This is a genomic window from Paenibacillus sp. FSL W8-0919, from assembly GCF_038003785.1.
GTDB classification, from domain to species: Bacteria; Bacillota; Bacilli; order Paenibacillales; family Paenibacillaceae; genus Paenibacillus_AQ; species Paenibacillus_AQ lactis.
The window spans coordinates 5,505,888-5,522,173 of record NZ_JBBOPV010000001.1 but is presented as its reverse complement, the minus strand read 5'-3'; the positions used below and the strand labels follow the sequence as shown (position 1 = coordinate 5,522,173).

The window sequence follows — 16,286 nt, the reverse complement described above, 5'->3', positions numbered from 1 at the left end:
GAAGGAGGTATCATTTGTGAAGACTTCGTCATTTCTGTACGGTGTAATCATCGGTGCGGTAGCAAGCCGTATGATATCCCGCAAAGGCAGTTTGTCGCTCGCCTCGATGATGAAAGACGTTAATGTTGGCCGTTTCGCCGACACCGCTTTAAGCAAGATTCAAAACGGAATCGGGAATAACAATGGCTCAAGCCAAGAAAGCGTGCGTCCCAGTTCAAGCCGACATGATTCCGCTAATCCCGTTGGAGCTGCAGGGGTATCGTCATCGTCTAATTCGAAGGCTGCCAACCTGAAGCAGCTGAAGGATTTTATCCGCAGCAATCCGGACGTGAAACAAGAGGTTGAGCAAATCTTGAAAGAAACGCATACCGTCTTACCGGGATTGTAAACGATGCAATTCTTTTTGAATCATTCCGTGGGGAAACCATCCTTCCATCCCTGTGAATGATTCTTTTTTCTTAAACTACATATTTACGTGCATTTACGGGTATTAAATGATAAAATCAATTATATAAAACCATTTTTATCACGTCATAATCCAGACATCATAATTTGTTATAAACTTTTGTATACGTTAGGAGGATCCTGTCATGAAAATAGAACGTTTGAGTCAAGATAAGATACGGATTTTCCTCACGTTTGACGATCTGAGTGAGCGTGGGATCCAGAAGGAAGAAATGTGGCAGGAAATACCTAAAGTTTATGACCTGTTTACAGAGATGATGGATCAGGCATACAGTGAGCTCGGATTTGATGCCACCGGACCGCTTGCCGTTGAGGTGTTTGCACTGCCTGCCCAGGGCATGGTGGTAATTGTGACGAGAGGGAAGTACGATCATCATTTCGGCGGCTTGTCCGAAGACGATATGCCGGACGAGATTTATGAAATGGAAGTAACGCTGGATGAAAGTGATAAAATCGTCTATGTGTTCCAGGATTTCGAAGTGCTCATTGAAGCTTCGCATATGCTGAAGGACCTCGTGGACGGAGCAGGTACGCTTTATCACTATATGGATAGATGGTTTTTGTATCTGGAGCCAGAGGAGCTTCAGAGCGACAAGTTGCCGGCGATCATTGCAGTTCTGGCAGAATTCGGCGAATCCTCCTCGGTAACGGAGGCTATGCTGGAGGAGTACGGGAAGAAGATCATGCCTCAGCAAGCGATTGAGGTTATTTGCAGTCACTTCCAGCGTCAGCATTAATACAATGTGGGCGTGAGTGCCGGACTAGAGGCTCGAAACTAACGGAGGGGAAATTTGGTGCTGGTGTTCTCGATCATAGCGTCGGCTTTGGCGCCGGGACTCGCGTTGCTCACGTATTTTTACCTGAAGGACAGGTATGATCAGGAACCTTTGCATATGGTCATCAAGGTATTTCTGCTTGGGGTTCTGATCGTGTTTCCTGTCATGATTCTGCAGCGGGGAATGATACTTTGGCTCGGCGATCATCCGGTTGTCCAATCATTGCTCGTATCTGCGGGCATTGAGGAGTTTTTGAAATGGTTTGTCATGTATCACATTATTTTCAACCATACGGAATTCGATGAGCCTTACGACGGGATTCTATATGCTGCGGCGATTTCGTTGGGCTTTGCTACAGTAGAAAATTTGCTGTACGCATGGTACAGCCAGGCTGCATTCGGTCCCATGTTCCTTCGAGCGCTGCTCCCGGTGTCCGGTCACGCCATGTTTGGCGTTATTATGGGCTACTATATCGGGCACGCCAGGTTTTCAGGGGAGAATCGGAAGAGGTTTTATCTGGCTCTTTCGTTCATCGTCCCTTGGATATGGCATGGACTGTATGATTTGATTTTAAACCTCTTGACGCATACGTGGATCTGGTTTATCGTTCCGCTGATGGTACTGTTGTGGTACGGAGGCATGGGGAAAATCTCCAGAGCAAACAATCGCTCGCCTTTTCGTTTCATCAACCGGGAGGAAGAGATTAACACGTAATCAAAAAGGACACACTGGGGCTATAGGCGCTTACGCTGACGGCATAAACGCCAATATAGCTCTGGAGGTGTCTTTTTTGCGTATCAAGGTGAAAATTTTGTGCAAGGATTGCGGCGAGCGCTTCATTCTTCGCGGAAAGAAGGAGCACGGCCGGATCGAGACCGGCTTTAAGCAATGCTTATGCAACAATCGTGATCATTTCGAGATTGAGGAAGATTTCTAAAACATGAAGTGATCGTACAGCGATGCATAAGACTTCTTTTTTCTAGTCAAACTAACGGCAGTGAGTAGAAGAAAGGAGACTAACGCATCATGTATAAACGACTTAGCGCGATTCTGTTCCCTGTCGCCACCGTTTTGTTGATCGGGGCTTTGGTGTGGGGATATCAGGAGAACAAAGAGAAGAACGCGATATTGATTAATGCAGAAAACCAGTATCAACGCGCCTTTCATGATTTGTCCTATCATATGGACCGGCTGCATGCCGAGTTAGGGAATACGCTCGCCGTCAGCTCCACTTCTCAGGGAATGCACCGGAAAGGCCTCATGAACGTTTGGCGCATTACGAGCGAAGCTCAAAATGAGATCAACCAGCTGCCACTGGGTCTGCTGCCGTTCAACAAGACGGAAGAATTCCTGTCCCGCATCTCTAATTTCGCCTATAAGACAGGCGTTCGTGATTTGACGAAGGAGCCGCTGAGCGAAAATGAAGTCAAGACGCTCAAAACACTCTACGCCAATTCCGGTGAAATTACGAAGGATCTTCAATCGGTGCAGAACAAGGTCATTGCCAGCGGGCTGCGCTGGATGGATGTCGAAACTGCGCTCGTGTCGAACAATACGCAGGACAACTCCATTATCGACGGCTTTAGAACCGTTGACAAAAAGGTCGAAGCTTATCCCGAGCTGGACTGGGGCCCTTCGGTCAGCAGCATTTACGACCGCAGGTCCGTGAAGCAATTGGCCGGCATGCCTGTCTCCGCAGAGGACGTCAAACGCAAAGCGCTGAAATTCTCGGATTCGGACGGGAACGCCAGGGTACGGGTAACCCAAAACGGGAAGGGGACCGATTGGTCATCCTATACCGTTCATGTGAATCAAAACCGGGGCCACAAGATCAGCATGGACTTCACCGAGAAGGGCGGCCAGCTGATCGCGTACACGAAGGAGCGCAATGTAGGCGCGAAGAAAGTTTCCGTGCAGGATGCCATCGATAAGGCACAGGATTTTCTTGCTAGAAAAGGCTATACCGATATGACGGCGGTGTCCGCAGACCAATATGACAATATGGCGAACTTCTCCTTCGTGCGTGAGGAGGACGGCGTTCTCATCTATCCGGAGAAGATCACGGTCCGTTCAGCCATGGACAACGGGGAGGTCCTCGGATTTCAAGCAAGCGATTTTGTGTACGAGCACCAGATCAAGCGTGAGATCCCGCAGCCTAAGCTGAAGCTCGCCCAAGCGAAGAAAACGCTGAACCCGGAGTACAAAATTCTGTACAACCGCAAGGCGTTAATCAAAAACGACCGCAACGAGGATGTGCTGTGCTATGAATTTGGAGGGCGCATCAACGGGTCGCAGTATCGGATCTATATCAATGCGGATACCGGACTGGAAGAGACGGTTGAAGTCGTAAAAGACGCGCAAGCCGGAATTCGATAAGATAACAAACGGACGTTTTGAGGGCGGGCCGCTCAAGCTTCATTGCTTGGGCGGCTTTTTGTATGATGGAGAAACATGGAAGGACAAGGCTCGACAGACCGCGCGAAATTCGTTCAAATTATCCCATAAAGACCGCCTGCCCGTGATATAATGGGAATTATTGATTATGAAGAAATAGTAGGTGAGCGCTTTGTATCCGAAGATCAATGAGGTCCTCTATATCCAGCTCGATACGGGGGATCAGAAGGAAGCCGAGGTCTTGTATAAATCCCGCATTTCCGACATGGACGGCGAATCGATTTATATGGAGGTTCCCCTTCAAGAAGGAACAGGAAGACTGAAGAAGCTTTATATCGGCGATGAGATATCCGCTTACTTTCTGACCGAAGGCGGTGTAAAGAATTATTTTAATTCCTATGTGCTGAGCCACCATGAGGACGTCATCAAGCTGGTGCGGATCAAGAAGCCGGAGTCCGACCAGATTACGAAGGTGCAGAGAAGAGGCTTCCTACGGGTACAATCCGAGCTGGAAGTAGCCGTGACGGCAAAGGACGGAGCCCGGTTTCTAACCAAGACCGAGGATGTCGGGGGCGGCGGCATCTCGCTTTATTTGGAGCCGGGCCAGTCGCTCAAAGAGGGGGATCTTCTGGATTGCTGGATTCTGGTTCCCTATAAGAACGGATCGGTTGAGCATATCCCATTCGAAGGTGAAGTCGTCCGGTTGAAAGAGCTTCCCGTGGGCCGGAGCATCGTTATGATGAAATTCACCCAGATTCTGGACATGGAACGTCAAAAACTGATCCGGTACTGCTTCGAGAGACAGTTTGATTTGCGAAATCGATAATCTCTGACCGCCTGGATGCATATATTCGTTCAGGCTGTGGCACACTACCGGAAATTTCATGATGGAAGGAATGTTGTGTCATAACCGAGGAGCAAAGCAAATCGATCAGGGGGCAGCGGGAAATAGAGCCCGGTGAAGCGCAAGATTCGATCGGACAAGCCCTGGAAGCGCTGGCCGGAAAGCTGCTCTTCCGCGTGCTGATCGGTCTCGCGGCAGCTTTGGTGATCATGCAGCTGCTGCTGCATTATGAGCCTGCCAGGCCCTATATTTCGCCGGTTCAGCAGATGGAGGGAGTCCCCGTAAACGAGCAAAATGTCAACGATTGGATGGGGGGAAACACCCCTTCTCTTTTGCATCACTCCAGCTAGTGTGGTATAATTTTCACGTCGCAGGCAGGCGCCTGCTTTTTTCTTGAAGGTTAAGAAGGTATGAGTCTAATCTTGCACTTTCTTATCTTATTTTCTCTAAAATCATCTGTCATTTGATCCGTTTCATGAAAAATGCTAGAAGCGACAGATGGGCTGGAGACGTACGTTTTGAGGAGGAATGCCCCGTTGGTTATGCAGGGGACAGGTTACCAGGACAGAATCAATATTGCCATCGACGGTCCTGCAGGGGCGGGTAAAAGCACAGTAGCACGTATGGTGGCCAGCAGGCTTCAATACATCTATGTGGATACCGGCGCCATGTACCGGGCGGTCACTTGGTTTATGCTGAATCAAGGAATTGATGCAGAAAATCACGAAAAAGTGCTTCAACATGCGCAAAATATGGTGATTGAATTAAAACCGCATGAAACAGGCCAAATGGTGTTGTTGAATGGGGAAGATGTCACACCGTATATCCGATTGCATCAGGTGAGTGCATCCGTTTCCAAGTATGCGCGGATCGAAGGCTTGCGGACCAAGCTTGTCCATCTGCAGCAGCAAATGGCGACACAGAAAGGCGTCGTCATGGACGGACGCGACATCGGCACTACGGTTCTACCGGACGCTGAACTCAAGATCTTCATGACGGCCAGCGTCAAGGAGCGAGCGCTCCGCCGGTTCAATGAGCTTCGCGACGAGAGCATTACGCTGGAACAGCTGGAACATGATATCGCAGAGCGCGACCGTCTCGATGCAGAGCGTGAAGTATCGCCGCTTCGATGTGCGGAGGACGCCATCGTTCTGGATACGACGCATATGGATATCAACCAGGTGGTCGAAGCGATTCTTTCATATTGCGAAACTGTATTGGATGGGGAGAGGAAGGCATGATTTACGTTTTTTGCAGAGCGGTAGTCCGCGGTTTGTTCGCTATTCTGTACCGGTTTGAATCTGTCGGCGTACATAATATCCCTTCCGAGGGCGGCGTACTGATCTGCAGCAATCATCTCAGCGTGCGCGACCCGATTTCGGTCGGCATTCACGTGAAGCGCCAGGTTAAATTTATGGCGAAAGCGGAGCTGTTCAAAATTCCGGTATTCGGATGGCTGATTGACAAGCTTGGCGCATTTCCGGTAAAGCGCGGCGGCGTCAGCAAGGAATCGATCAAGACCGCACTGACCATTCTGCGTCAGGGTGAAGTGATGGGGATTTTCCCGGAGGGCACCCGGAATTCGGATGCAACGGCAGCGAAGCGGGGGGCGGCAAGCTTTGCGCTCCGGAGCGGCGCGACGGTCATTCCGGCGGCGATCATCGGAGATTACAAGCTGTTTCGGAAGGTTAAGATCATTTACGGAGCACCCGTAGACTTATCCCGTTTCGAAGGCGACAAATCGCCGGAAGCGCTCGATGCCGCAACTGAAATCATTATGAGTAAAATCCATGAAATGCGGGCAACCGGTAAGCCGACCGTGAACGGATGAATCGGTTTGATGCATAAAAAGCGCCATTTTCATGGAAAGATACTACAGCAATTATGTTTTGAACTTCGCCTATGCGAGTTTAAATAAATGGGGTTTGAATTGAGGAGGTTATTTGACATGTCGGAAGAAACAAGAAATCAAGAGTCTGCTGAAATGCAAAGCCAGGAGCAGCTCGACCAAATCGTATCCTTGAAAAAAGGGGACACCGTGAAAGGGACGATCGTCAAATTGGAGGACAACCAGGCTTATGTAAGCATTGGATATAAATACGACGGCGTAATTCCTGTTCGCGAACTGTCTTCTGTACAGCTGGACAACGCATCCGATGCGGTTCAGGTTGGCCAAGAGGTTGAGTGCAAGGTTGTCAGCATTAACGACGACAAGGAAAGCCTTGTTCTGTCCAAGCGCGCAATCGACGCCGAGAACGCTTGGGATGAACTGGAGAAGCATTTCGAAGCACAAGACGTGTTCGAAGTGACTGTTGCAGACGTCGTTAAGGGCGGTCTTGTAGCAGACGTTGGCGCACGCGGCTTTATCCCTGCTTCCATGGTAGAGCGTCACTTTGTAGAGGATTTCAGCGACTACAAAGGCCGCACGCTTCGCGTAAAAGTGAAGGAGCTTGACCGTGAGAACAACAAGGTGATCCTTTCCCAGAAGGACGTTCTGGAAGAGGAATTCGAAGCCAACAAGCAAAAGGTGATGGCCGAGCTTAAAGAAGGTCAAGTGCTCGAGGGCACGGTGCAGCGTCTGACCCAATTCGGCGCATTCGTTGACGTAGGCGGCGTTGACGGACTGGTTCACGTATCCGAAATCGCATGGAACCACGTGGATAAGCCTTCCGACGTATTGTCCGAAGGAGATCAGGTTCGCGTGAAGGTGCTTAAGGTTGACCCTGAAAAAGGAAAAATCAGCCTCAGCATCAAGGCTGCCGGCCCAGGACCTTGGGAAACTGCAGGCGAGCAATTCCACACCGGCGACATCGTTACAGGCGTCGTTAAGCGTCTTGTAAGCTTTGGCGCATTCGTTGAATTGGCTCCTGGCGTAGAAGGCCTGGTTCATATTTCTCAAATCTCGCACAAGCACATCGGCACTCCGCAAGAGGTGCTGAAAGAAGGACAGGAAGTTCAAGTGAAAGTTCTTGACATCAATCCTTCCGAGCAGCGCGTAAGCTTGAGCATTAAAGAAACAGAGGAAGCGCCGGCACAAGCTCCTAGAGCAGAAAAACCGTCCAAAGGTCCTAAAATCGATCTGAAAGACAACCCGAACGTTTCTTTGAACAATCAGGGTATGAGCGTAACGCTTGGAGAGCGCTTTGGCGATAAGCTGAGCAAGTTCAAGTAAGCCCGAAAATTGTCATGTACGGTCTATTGACCTGTCATAACGAGTCGGCGAACCCACATTTCTGGGTTCGCCGTTTGTTTTTGTTAGGGACGAAAGCAAGCGGATGTTGTAACATGGGGAAGAGCATAATAGAAATGATATGAAAGGTTAGCCAATTGAAACGATTTTTGCTATGATGATAATCGTAAGAATTGACAGGAGGAGTGAATATGGCAAGACCCGTAGTGGCCATTGTCGGAAGGCCAAATGTTGGCAAATCAACGATTTTTAACAGGCTGATCGGCGATAGACTGGCCATTGTTGAAGATAAACCGGGCATAACCCGAGACCGGATATACGGAAGCGCCGAATGGAACGGCAAAGCGTTCAGCGTGATCGATACCGGAGGAATTGAGATCGACGGAGACGACATGATCTTGAAGTCGATCCGGATGCAGGCTGAGCTGGCAATCGAAGAAGCAGACGTCATTATTTTCATGTGCGATGCGAAGACCGGTGTGACGCAATCTGACGAGGAAGTGGCACAGATTCTGTTCCGGTCGGGCAAACCGGTCATTCTCGCGGTTAATAAAGTGGATAATTTGAAGCGCGCTGAAGATATTTATGAATTCTATTCCCTTGGCTTCGGCGATCCGGTAGGCATATCCGGAAGCCACGGCACCGGGATCGGAGATCTGCTGGATGTGGTCGTTGAGAACCTGCCGGATCTGGCGGACGACGACTATGATGAGGACGTGATCCGTGTCGCGCTGATCGGACGTCCGAACGTTGGGAAATCGTCGCTTGTCAACGCCATCCTAGGCGAAGAGCGGGTCATCGTCAGCGATATTGCCGGCACTACCCGCGATGCGATCGATACCCCATTCGAGAAGGACGGTCAGCGTTATGTGTTGATCGACACGGCCGGCATGCGAAAACGCGGCAAGGTGTACGAGACGACGGAGAAATACAGCGTCATGCGCGCCATGCGCGCCATTGAGCGGGCGGACGTTGTTCTGGTTCTGATTAACGGCGAAGAGGGCATTATCGAGCAGGACAAGCATATCGCCGGCTATGCGTACGAGGCCGGAAAAGCTTCCCTGTTCGTTGTCAACAAATGGGATGTCGTCGAGAAGGATGACAAGACGATGCAGCAGTTCGAGCGCAAGATCCGGGACCATTTCCTGTTCATGACCTATGCGCCGATCGTATTCCTGTCGGCCAAGACCAAACAGCGGCTGCATAAGCTGCTGCCGGTAGTCAAGCATGTGGCAGAGCAGCACTCGCTGCGCGTCCAGACGCATCTGCTGAATGACGTTATCTCCGATGCGATTGCGATCAACCCGCCTCCTACAGACAAAGGCAGAAGATTGCGCATTAACTATTCAACACAGGTAGCGGTCAAACCGCCGACGATGGTTGTATTCGTTAATGACCCGGAATTGATGCACTTCTCTTATGAACGATATCTGGAGAACAAGATCCGGGCCGCATTTGATTTTGAAGGTACACCCATCAGGATATTTACACGAAGAAAGTCTGATGAGAGTTAGGGGAGAATAGCTTGGTTCTGGAGATCGTAGCGATACTTGTATGTTATTTATTGGGTTCGGTGAGCTTTAGCGTGCTGTTTGCCAAGTTTCTCAAGGGAATCGACATACGGCAGCACGGCAGCGGCAACGCAGGGGCGACCAATACCCTTCGTGTCCTTGGAAAGGGACCTGCAATCCTGGTGCTTGCACTCGACGTTCTCAAAGGCATTGCAGCCGTATGGATTGGCCGGTGGCTGGGCGGAGACAATGAATGGCTGCCGGGTCTTTGCGGCATTGCAGCCATAATTGGCCATAATTGGCCGCTTTATTTCCGCTTTCGCGGGGGCAAAGGCATCGCGACGGCGATCGGCGTGCTTGCAACGCTCTGCTTCCTGCCTGCGCTCTATGCAGGCATCATCGCCATTTCGTCGATTGTATTTACCCGGTACGTTTCATTGGGGTCTCTTATTTTCGTTGTGCTTACACCGATATTTTTGCTGATTGCCGGGTATCCTTGGCCGGTATTTTGGACAAGTCTCATAATATGCATATTCGCCTTCTGGCGACACCGCAGCAACATTGTGAAGATCGTACAGGGCCGCGAGAACAAGCTCGGCTCCGGCGGTAAAGGCAAGGATAAAGGAGGAAAGCGCGTTGTCTGACAAAGTGGCCGTTCTCGTTGCTGGAAGCTGGGGAACAGCGCTGGCAAGCGTTCTCGCTTCCAACAACCGGGAAGTGTGGGTTTGGACCAGAACGGAGGAGCAGGCTCGGGAGATTAACGAATCACACACCAACAATCGGTATCTGCCGGGGATAACACTCCCCTCCAATATACAAGCGACTACCGATATGAAAGCAGCCGTTCAATCGGCAGCTGCCGTCGTGATCGTCGCTCCATCCTCAGCCATGCGTGAGGTTGCCGGGCAGCTTAAGGAGCACTGGAATGACGAGATGCTTGTCATCCATGCAACGAAGGGCTTCGAGCTCGATTCGTTAAAGCGGATGTCAACGGTAATTGCCGAAGAACTCGGCTGTGAGGAAGGACGGATCGTCGTGTTATCGGGGCCGAGCCACGCGGAAGAGGTGGTAAGACGGTGTCCGACGACCGTAGTCGTGGCTTCCGCGGATGCGAACGCGGCCGAAGCCGCTCAAGATTTATTCATGAATACCTATTTCAGGGTGTACACGAACCGGGATATGCTGGGCGTTGAGCTGGCAGGTGCCTTAAAGAACATTATCGCGCTCGGAGCGGGCATGTCCGATGGGCTCGGCTTTGGCGATAATGCGAAAGCGGCGCTGATTACGAGAGGCATTGCCGAGATGCTGCGCGTCGGCATGGAGATGGGGGCGAACCCGTTAACCTTTGCCGGCCTCGCGGGAATCGGCGATCTCGTCGTCACCGCGACGAGCCGACACAGCCGAAACTGGCGTGCAGGCTCCATGCTGGGACAGGGCAAGAGCCTGGATGAGGTGTTAAGCTCCATGGGGATGGTTGTGGAAGGCGTTCGGACGACCAAGGCAGCCTATACCATCTCTCAAAAGTACGGCGTCCAGATGCCGATTGCGGACCAGTTATATCACGTGCTGTTCGAAAACCGCGACCCTCGAAGCGCTGTGGAAGGGCTGATGGGACGCGGGCCGAAGACCGAGATGGAAATGATGCCGCTCGAAACTTGGGAGCAATGGCATACCTAGCTTATTCACCAATCCGAGGACTTCCTCATATATTAAGTTGAGGATGCCCGGAGGAGGGGTGGAAATGAGCAAAAGCTTTCACAAGGATGTTTTGAACGCGATTAACAAAAAAAGCGGCAAAAAAATTTCTGCAGGGGCTGTCAATAAGCTGGCTAGTACGGTAAAACCGTCTACCATGCAAAATGAAGCCCAGCTCCGTCAGCTGATCAAGCAGGTATCGTCCATGGCGAATATACCTGTCAGTGAAGATACGGTTCAGGAAATTATTGCAGCTGTTAAGAAGAGCGGGATGAATCCGAGCAATATGGAAGCCTTGATGAAAATGATGATGAACAAATAGGTTCGCATAAGCGTGTTTGGCGCCGAAGCCGCGCCCGTTCTCGGGTGGCGGCTTTTGCTTTTTGGGCAGCGCTTGGATGAGCGGATGCGGTTTTCATGGTATAATAGGTTGAATATTACATGAGAGAATGGAGAGTTTCGTGACATGGATCCGATGCAAAAGATGTGGCTGTCCCTTGTCGCATTGTTGATTATGGCTCTGTCCGTCATCGTCGTTACGCTTGCGCGAAGCAAGACCAAGGGGTTTATACGCGGTGGTTTGTCGTTCGTGGCCTTTATGATGATGATCGTGGGCTTCATCATTGGACTGGCTTCAATTATTTAACAACAGGAAAGGATCGCGTCAAGATGGTAAAAGGGGTGCCGAATGAAGCTGAGTGATCTGCCAGGGCTTGAGAGCCTGCTGTACGAGACTGTCTGCAAGCTGAACCTTACGGATCAGCCGTGGGTGCTTGGAGGAAGCTGCAGCTTGCTTCTTCAAGGCGTACAGCTGGACAAGCCGCCGAGAGATATCGATATTTATACGGATGCGGAAAGCGTCCATGAGCTGCATGCCTCGCTTGCCGATTGGGCGGAAGACGCGCCTCACCTGGATCAAGAAGGTATGTATGCCTCCATATTGAGCCACTATGGTCGGTACGGCGTATCTATCGAGCTGGTGGGTGGCTTTACCGTCATGACGGGGGGATCCGAATATCGTGTGGAAATCGGTCCGCTGCTGCATCATGCGGCGCCGGAGCATCGGATTCAGGGCACGGTTGTCCGTTTAATGCCGCTGTCGCATGAATTGGTATTCAATGTGCTGCGAGCCAGGCCGGACCGGTATGAAGCGATTGCCGCTGCCATCCTGCTCAACCCGAATGAGCATCTTCCGCTGCTCTCGAAGATCTTAACCCGGAACAGGCTCAACATGCAGCATCGTTCGACCTTGAGCGGTCTGCTTGACCATTTGATTTGAGTGCCGATGGTGCTCTGCACGGTCCCATACATACAAGGCAGGAGAGGAGTGCACTAGCCATTGGATTACGAGGTGCTGTTTCAGCCGGATGGCAAGAAGGCCAAGGTTCGTCCATTGACGAACGTGCTGGACGCCTCCCGCCGGGCCGGCGTGCGCATCCCTACCCGCTGCGGCGGCAAAGCCGGCTGTTTGATGTGCAAGGTGATCATCCCGGAGGGAGAGCGCGAGTCGTGCCTGCCCCCTGAGGACAAGGAGCGGAGGAAGCTGGGCTCCGCCCTGCTGGAGCAGGGCTACCGGCTGTCCTGCCAGACGAAGATCACTGGAGACTTACAGGTAAGCATTCCCGAGGATCCGCTGAAGGCGGCTATCCGCAAACAGCTGGAGGCCGCACGAAACCGGGATGCGGATGACTTTATTTAAGCGAAGGATGATGTTGATTTGAATAGGATCAATCGGATGATTCCTACTGCAGAAAGTGCAAAGCCCCTTTTTGCAGCCCTGGTCCTGGTGTTGTTCTCATTGCTGATGACCGGATGCTTGTATCCTGACGAGGGAGCGGGCGAGAATAAAGTTTCTTATAGAGAGAGTGTTAAGCGGATTCAATCCGCGGTTGATGATTACTTTAAGGAGCAAGGGGTGCTGCCTATCATTACGGCAGGGCCAGAGGTGCCGCGTTATGAGAAGTACCGGGTAGACCTTGAACTGCTGAAGAACCGCGGATATATCGATCAAATCCCGGCGACCGCCTTTGAAAAAGGAGGAACCGGCTATTTTCTGATCATTAATGAAGAAAGTGATCCGACCGTCAAGGTGATGGATTTGACAACCGTTCAAGCGGTCAACGATGTACAGCGTGCCGTCAATTTGTACAAAATGGGCAATGACGGAGCCCTGCCGGCCGGTGAGACGCTGTATCCCGGCTATAAGGCGGTGGACCTGTCAAAGACCGATGCCAAATCGTTGAAGCTGATGAGCGTATTCTCCGGCCAGGAGATGACCTTCATCATGGATGAGGCAGGCAAGGTGTATGCCGATTATGCCTTCGATATTATGCAGGCCGTCCAGAAGGATGGCTCTGAGCCCAAAGAAGGCGAGGACTTAAGGATTTTCCTGGAGAAGGAATCCTATTTCGTTCCGGTGAAATCCGTGCCGTATGCCTGGATGAATCAACAGCCGGTTGCGCAGCCGGCAACCTGAATAATTCGATAGAGCATTCCCTTCGTAGGTTAAACTACTGGGGAATGCTCTTTTTCTATCGATCAAAAAGTTTATCCATATTGCCAATCTAGTGGAATATCTATCAAGATCGCGACATACACATAATCTGAAAGAGTCGTGCGGGCATGATGCCGGTTGCCCATAGCATGATCGAGTTAAGAGAAGTATCTATCAAAGCAAAAAAAATGGACGGAGACATCGTGGGCAACCGTCATATTTTTAGACCCGGTACATAAGATGTTACTAGTCCAAATGCATGTACGAGTTACGCCGCTTTGCCGTTTCCATCCATAAACCCATGGAATCTACGGCGGCGGACTGCTGGCGACAAAGGTGAAAGCTGCTCATCTGTTGCAATGGCTTTGGCTATGAGTGGAACACGAAGCGGATGCTCTTAAAGCATTTTTCCTTCGGAGTAATTTGAGGAGGGGATCTCTTTTGGAAAAAGTGGACATTTTTAAGGACATTGCCGAACGGACCGGAGGGGACATTTATTTAGGTGTCGTCGGGGCCGTCCGTACGGGAAAATCAACCTTCATCAAGCGTTTTATGGAGACGGTTGTACTCCCGAACATTACGAACGAGGCGGATCGAGTAAGAGCTGTCGATGAGCTGCCTCAAAGCGCTGCAGGAAAAACGATCATGACCACCGAACCGAAATTTGTACCGAACAATGCGGTGCAGATCAAAGTAACGGAAGGATTAGAGGTCAACGTAAGACTGGTGGACTGCGTCGGGTATGCCGTGGAAGGGGCCAAAGGCTATGAGGATGAGAACGGTCCGCGAATGATTTCCACGCCATGGTTTGAGGAGCCGATTCCGTTCCAGGAGGCGGCTGAAATCGGAACCCGCAAGGTCATCCAAGAGCATTCCACGCTCGGCGTTGTCGTCACGACCGACGGAAGCATCGCGGAAATCCCGCGCAGCTCCTATGTCGAGGCGGAAGAGCGGGTCATTGAGGAGCTCAAGGAAGTTGGCAAGCCGTTCGTTGTCGTCATCAACTCCACCCGCCCTCGAAGCGAGGAGGCGCTGCAGCTCCGCAACGAGCTGGCCGAGAAATATGATATTCCGGTCATGACGCTCAGCGCGGCCACGATGACCGAGGATGATGTCACTGGGGTTCTCCGTGAAGTATTGTATGAATTCCCGGTTCATGAAGTGAATGTCAACCTGCCGAGCTGGGTCATGGTGCTGAACGAGAACCATTGGCTGCGCAGCAACTATGAGAACTCGGTAAGGGATACGGTGAAGGATATCCGCCGTCTGCGCGATGTCGACCGGGTCGTAAGCCAGTTCATGGAATATGACTTTATCGACCGGGCCGGACTTAGCGGCATGAATATGGGGCAGGGTGTGGCCGAGATTGACCTCTTCGCGCCGGACGAATTGTACGACCGCATTTTGATGGAGGTCGTCGGGGTAGAAATCCGCGGCAAAGACCACCTGCTGCAGCTGATGCAGGAATTCTCCCATGCGAAGCGCGAGTATGACCGATTCGCAGAGGCGCTTGAGATGGTCAAGACGACCGGATACGGCATTGCCGCACCTTCCCTTGCCGAAATGGCGCTGGATGAGCCTGAGCTGATCCGCCAAGGCACCCGCTTCGGGGTCAGACTGAAAGCGACCGCGCCGTCCATTCATATGATCCGCGTCGATGTCGAATCGGAGTTCTCGCCGATTATCGGCACCGAGAAGCAGAGCGAGGAGCTTGTCCGCTATCTGATGCAGGACTTCGAGAACGATCCGATCAAAATTTGGGAATCCGATATTTTCGGCCGGTCCCTCCATTCCATCGTCCGGGAAGGCATCCAGGGCAAAATCGCGATGATGCCGGACAATGCCAGATACAAGCTTCAGGAAACGCTGGGGCGGATTATTAACGAGGGCTCCGGCGGTCTGATCGCAATCATTCTGTAAGTGAGCGCCAATATGGTGGTGAAAACGCAGTCGCTAACGGGCCAAAAGTCCCGATTAGCGGCTGTTTTTCGTGTTTTCTCCGGTCCGCTAAAGCAAAACGCTTGAAATTATGAGATGGCTGTATTACTATAAATTTGTTCCGCGTCATGCATTCGAAACGCGAAATAGGGGAAAATACCCGATTGCACGTATAATTTGCGGTAAAACGGAAACAGTGTATAGCAAGTGGAGCACATTCCTAGTTAGGGAGGTGAAAGAATGAATAAATCGGATCTGATTACTCAAGTAGCTGAATCTGCTGAGCTTTCCAAGAAAGATGCGACTAAAGCGGTTGATGCCGTTTTCGATGCAATTTCCGAAGCACTGCAAAACGGGGATAAAGTCCAATTGGTTGGTTTCGGCAACTTCGAGGTTCGCGAGCGTTCCGCACGGAAAGGCCGCAACCCGCAAACAGGTGAAGAAATCGAAATCCCTGCGAGCAAAATTCCTGCATTTAAACCTGGTAAAGCGCTCAAAGACGGAATCAAATAAAGATTTCTACATATTACCTAAGAGCACAGGTCGTGAATTCGTTCACGGCCTTTTCTTTTAGATTTACGGCGAGGAGGTCTGGGGAATGGAGAACGTTCAAAACGGCGATTATTTCGTTGTCAAGGCGCTGGATCACGGCGTACAGGTGATCGGCCTTACGCGCGGGCAGGACACACGGTTTCATCATACCGAGAAGCTGGACAAAGGCGAAGTCATCATCGCCCAATTTACGGATCATACATCGGCGGTGAAAATCCGCGGCAAAGCTGAAATCATCACGAAGCACGGCAAGATCGAATCCGGCAGCTGATTTTTAGGGCAGATTATTCGAGAACGCTATGACCGATGAGGGCTTAAGGCAAGATCATCGAACATTCATCTATTGTTTTCTTTTGCAGCAGGCATAGCCTGCTTTTTTTCTTTATACAATGAGGTATGGACTTAAGAGGAGCGGAAGAAACTAAGG

22 protein-coding genes are annotated in these 16,286 nt (G+C 51.1%); 21 read left to right on the top strand and 1 reads right to left on the bottom strand.

Going from position 1 to position 16,286, the window contains the following annotated elements:
• Positions 1–16: 16 nt before the first annotated feature.
• The 6 genes from NST44_RS25035 (at position 17) to NST44_RS25010 (ending at position 4,461) form a co-directional block, all read left to right on the top strand.
• On the top strand, positions 17–388 hold the full coding sequence (locus tag NST44_RS25035) for a hypothetical protein (protein WP_007129797.1): 372 nt from the start codon (positions 17–19) through the stop codon (positions 386–388).
• A gap of 202 nt (positions 389–590) precedes the next feature.
• On the top strand, positions 591–1,202 hold the full coding sequence (locus NST44_RS25030; protein WP_007129798.1) for a genetic competence negative regulator: 612 nt from the start codon (positions 591–593) through the stop codon (positions 1,200–1,202).
• Positions 1,203–1,259: 57 nt separating this feature from the next.
• A complete protein-coding gene (gene prsW, locus NST44_RS25025; RefSeq protein ID WP_007129799.1) occupies positions 1,260–1,955 on the top strand; it encodes a glutamic-type intramembrane protease PrsW in 696 nt (231 codons plus the stop codon).
• Between the two features lie 76 nt (positions 1,956–2,031).
• The gene (locus NST44_RS25020; RefSeq protein ID WP_007129800.1) at positions 2,032–2,178 is read left to right on the top strand and encodes a hypothetical protein; all 147 of its coding nucleotides are present in this window, start codon (positions 2,032–2,034) and stop codon (positions 2,176–2,178) included.
• Between the two features lie 89 nt (positions 2,179–2,267).
• Positions 2,268–3,617, top strand: coding sequence for a germination protein YpeB (gene ypeB / locus NST44_RS25015; RefSeq protein WP_007129801.1), 1,350 nt, complete (start codon positions 2,268–2,270; stop codon positions 3,615–3,617).
• Positions 3,618–3,798: 181 nt separating this feature from the next.
• The gene (locus NST44_RS25010) at positions 3,799–4,461 is read left to right on the top strand and encodes a flagellar brake protein (protein ID WP_040738555.1); all 663 of its coding nucleotides are present in this window, start codon (positions 3,799–3,801) and stop codon (positions 4,459–4,461) included.
• A gap of 56 nt (positions 4,462–4,517) precedes the next feature.
• On the opposite strand, the gene NST44_RS25005 is transcribed toward NST44_RS25010, so the two are convergent.
• On the bottom strand, positions 4,518–4,706 hold the full coding sequence (locus NST44_RS25005; protein WP_040738557.1) for a hypothetical protein: 189 nt from the start codon (positions 4,704–4,706) through the stop codon (positions 4,518–4,520).
• Here NST44_RS25005 and NST44_RS25000 point away from each other — a divergent pair.
• The 15 genes from NST44_RS25000 to mtrB all read left to right on the top strand — a co-directional run bounded on the left by NST44_RS25000 (position 4,689) and on the right by mtrB (position 16,130).
• A complete protein-coding gene (locus tag NST44_RS25000; RefSeq protein WP_245255945.1) occupies positions 4,689–4,829 on the top strand; it encodes a YpfB family protein in 141 nt (46 codons plus the stop codon). The genes NST44_RS25005 and NST44_RS25000 overlap by 18 nt on opposite strands.
• Positions 4,830–5,015: 186 nt before the next feature.
• Positions 5,016–5,720: a (d)CMP kinase gene (cmk, locus tag NST44_RS24995; protein ID WP_007129803.1), complete on the top strand. Its 705-nt coding sequence runs from the start codon at positions 5,016–5,018 to the stop codon at positions 5,718–5,720.
• Positions 5,717–6,310, top strand: a complete 594-nt coding sequence (locus tag NST44_RS24990) for a lysophospholipid acyltransferase family protein (RefSeq protein ID WP_007129804.1) — start codon at positions 5,717–5,719, stop codon at positions 6,308–6,310. Before cmk ends, NST44_RS24990 begins: the two co-directional genes overlap by 4 nt.
• A gap of 117 nt (positions 6,311–6,427) precedes the next feature.
• On the top strand, positions 6,428–7,651 hold the full coding sequence (rpsA, locus tag NST44_RS24985) for a 30S ribosomal protein S1 (RefSeq protein ID WP_007129805.1): 1,224 nt from the start codon (positions 6,428–6,430) through the stop codon (positions 7,649–7,651).
• A 209-nt stretch (positions 7,652–7,860) separates the two neighbouring features.
• Positions 7,861–9,183, top strand: a complete 1,323-nt coding sequence (gene der, locus NST44_RS24980) for a ribosome biogenesis GTPase Der (RefSeq protein ID WP_007129806.1) — start codon at positions 7,861–7,863, stop codon at positions 9,181–9,183.
• A gap of 11 nt (positions 9,184–9,194) precedes the next feature.
• Complete coding sequence (gene plsY, locus NST44_RS24975) at positions 9,195–9,824, top strand: glycerol-3-phosphate 1-O-acyltransferase PlsY (RefSeq protein ID WP_007129807.1); 630 nt, start codon at positions 9,195–9,197, stop codon at positions 9,822–9,824.
• Positions 9,817–10,857, top strand: a complete 1,041-nt coding sequence (locus tag NST44_RS24970) for an NAD(P)H-dependent glycerol-3-phosphate dehydrogenase (RefSeq protein ID WP_007129808.1) — start codon at positions 9,817–9,819, stop codon at positions 10,855–10,857. The genes plsY and NST44_RS24970 overlap by 8 nt, the downstream gene beginning before the upstream one ends.
• A 64-nt stretch (positions 10,858–10,921) precedes the next feature.
• Positions 10,922–11,197 carry a stage VI sporulation protein F gene (locus NST44_RS24965; protein WP_007129809.1) on the top strand — a complete coding sequence of 92 codons (276 nt, stop codon included), beginning with the start codon at positions 10,922–10,924 and terminating at the stop codon, positions 11,195–11,197.
• Positions 11,198–11,341: 144 nt separating this feature from the next.
• A complete protein-coding gene (locus NST44_RS24960) occupies positions 11,342–11,521 on the top strand; it encodes a DUF2768 family protein (protein ID WP_007129810.1) in 180 nt (59 codons plus the stop codon).
• A 42-nt stretch (positions 11,522–11,563) separates the two neighbouring features.
• Entirely contained in the window at positions 11,564–12,154 is a 591-nt protein-coding gene (locus tag NST44_RS24955; protein ID WP_007129811.1) for a hypothetical protein, read from the top strand.
• 60 nt (positions 12,155–12,214) lie between these two features.
• On the top strand, positions 12,215–12,574 hold the full coding sequence (locus tag NST44_RS24950) for a 2Fe-2S iron-sulfur cluster-binding protein (RefSeq protein WP_007129812.1): 360 nt from the start codon (positions 12,215–12,217) through the stop codon (positions 12,572–12,574).
• Between the two features lie 18 nt (positions 12,575–12,592).
• Positions 12,593–13,351: a hypothetical protein gene (locus NST44_RS24945; protein WP_312889585.1), complete on the top strand. Its 759-nt coding sequence runs from the start codon at positions 12,593–12,595 to the stop codon at positions 13,349–13,351.
• Positions 13,352–13,810: 459 nt separating this feature from the next.
• Positions 13,811–15,289, top strand: coding sequence for a stage IV sporulation protein A (spoIVA, locus tag NST44_RS24940; protein WP_007129814.1), 1,479 nt, complete (start codon positions 13,811–13,813; stop codon positions 15,287–15,289).
• 258 nt (positions 15,290–15,547) lie between these two features.
• Positions 15,548–15,820, top strand: coding sequence for an HU family DNA-binding protein (locus NST44_RS24935; RefSeq protein WP_007129815.1), 273 nt, complete (start codon positions 15,548–15,550; stop codon positions 15,818–15,820).
• Between the two features lie 85 nt (positions 15,821–15,905).
• The gene (gene mtrB, locus NST44_RS24930) at positions 15,906–16,130 is read left to right on the top strand and encodes a trp RNA-binding attenuation protein MtrB (protein WP_007129816.1); all 225 of its coding nucleotides are present in this window, start codon (positions 15,906–15,908) and stop codon (positions 16,128–16,130) included.
• Positions 16,131–16,286 lie beyond the last annotated feature (156 nt).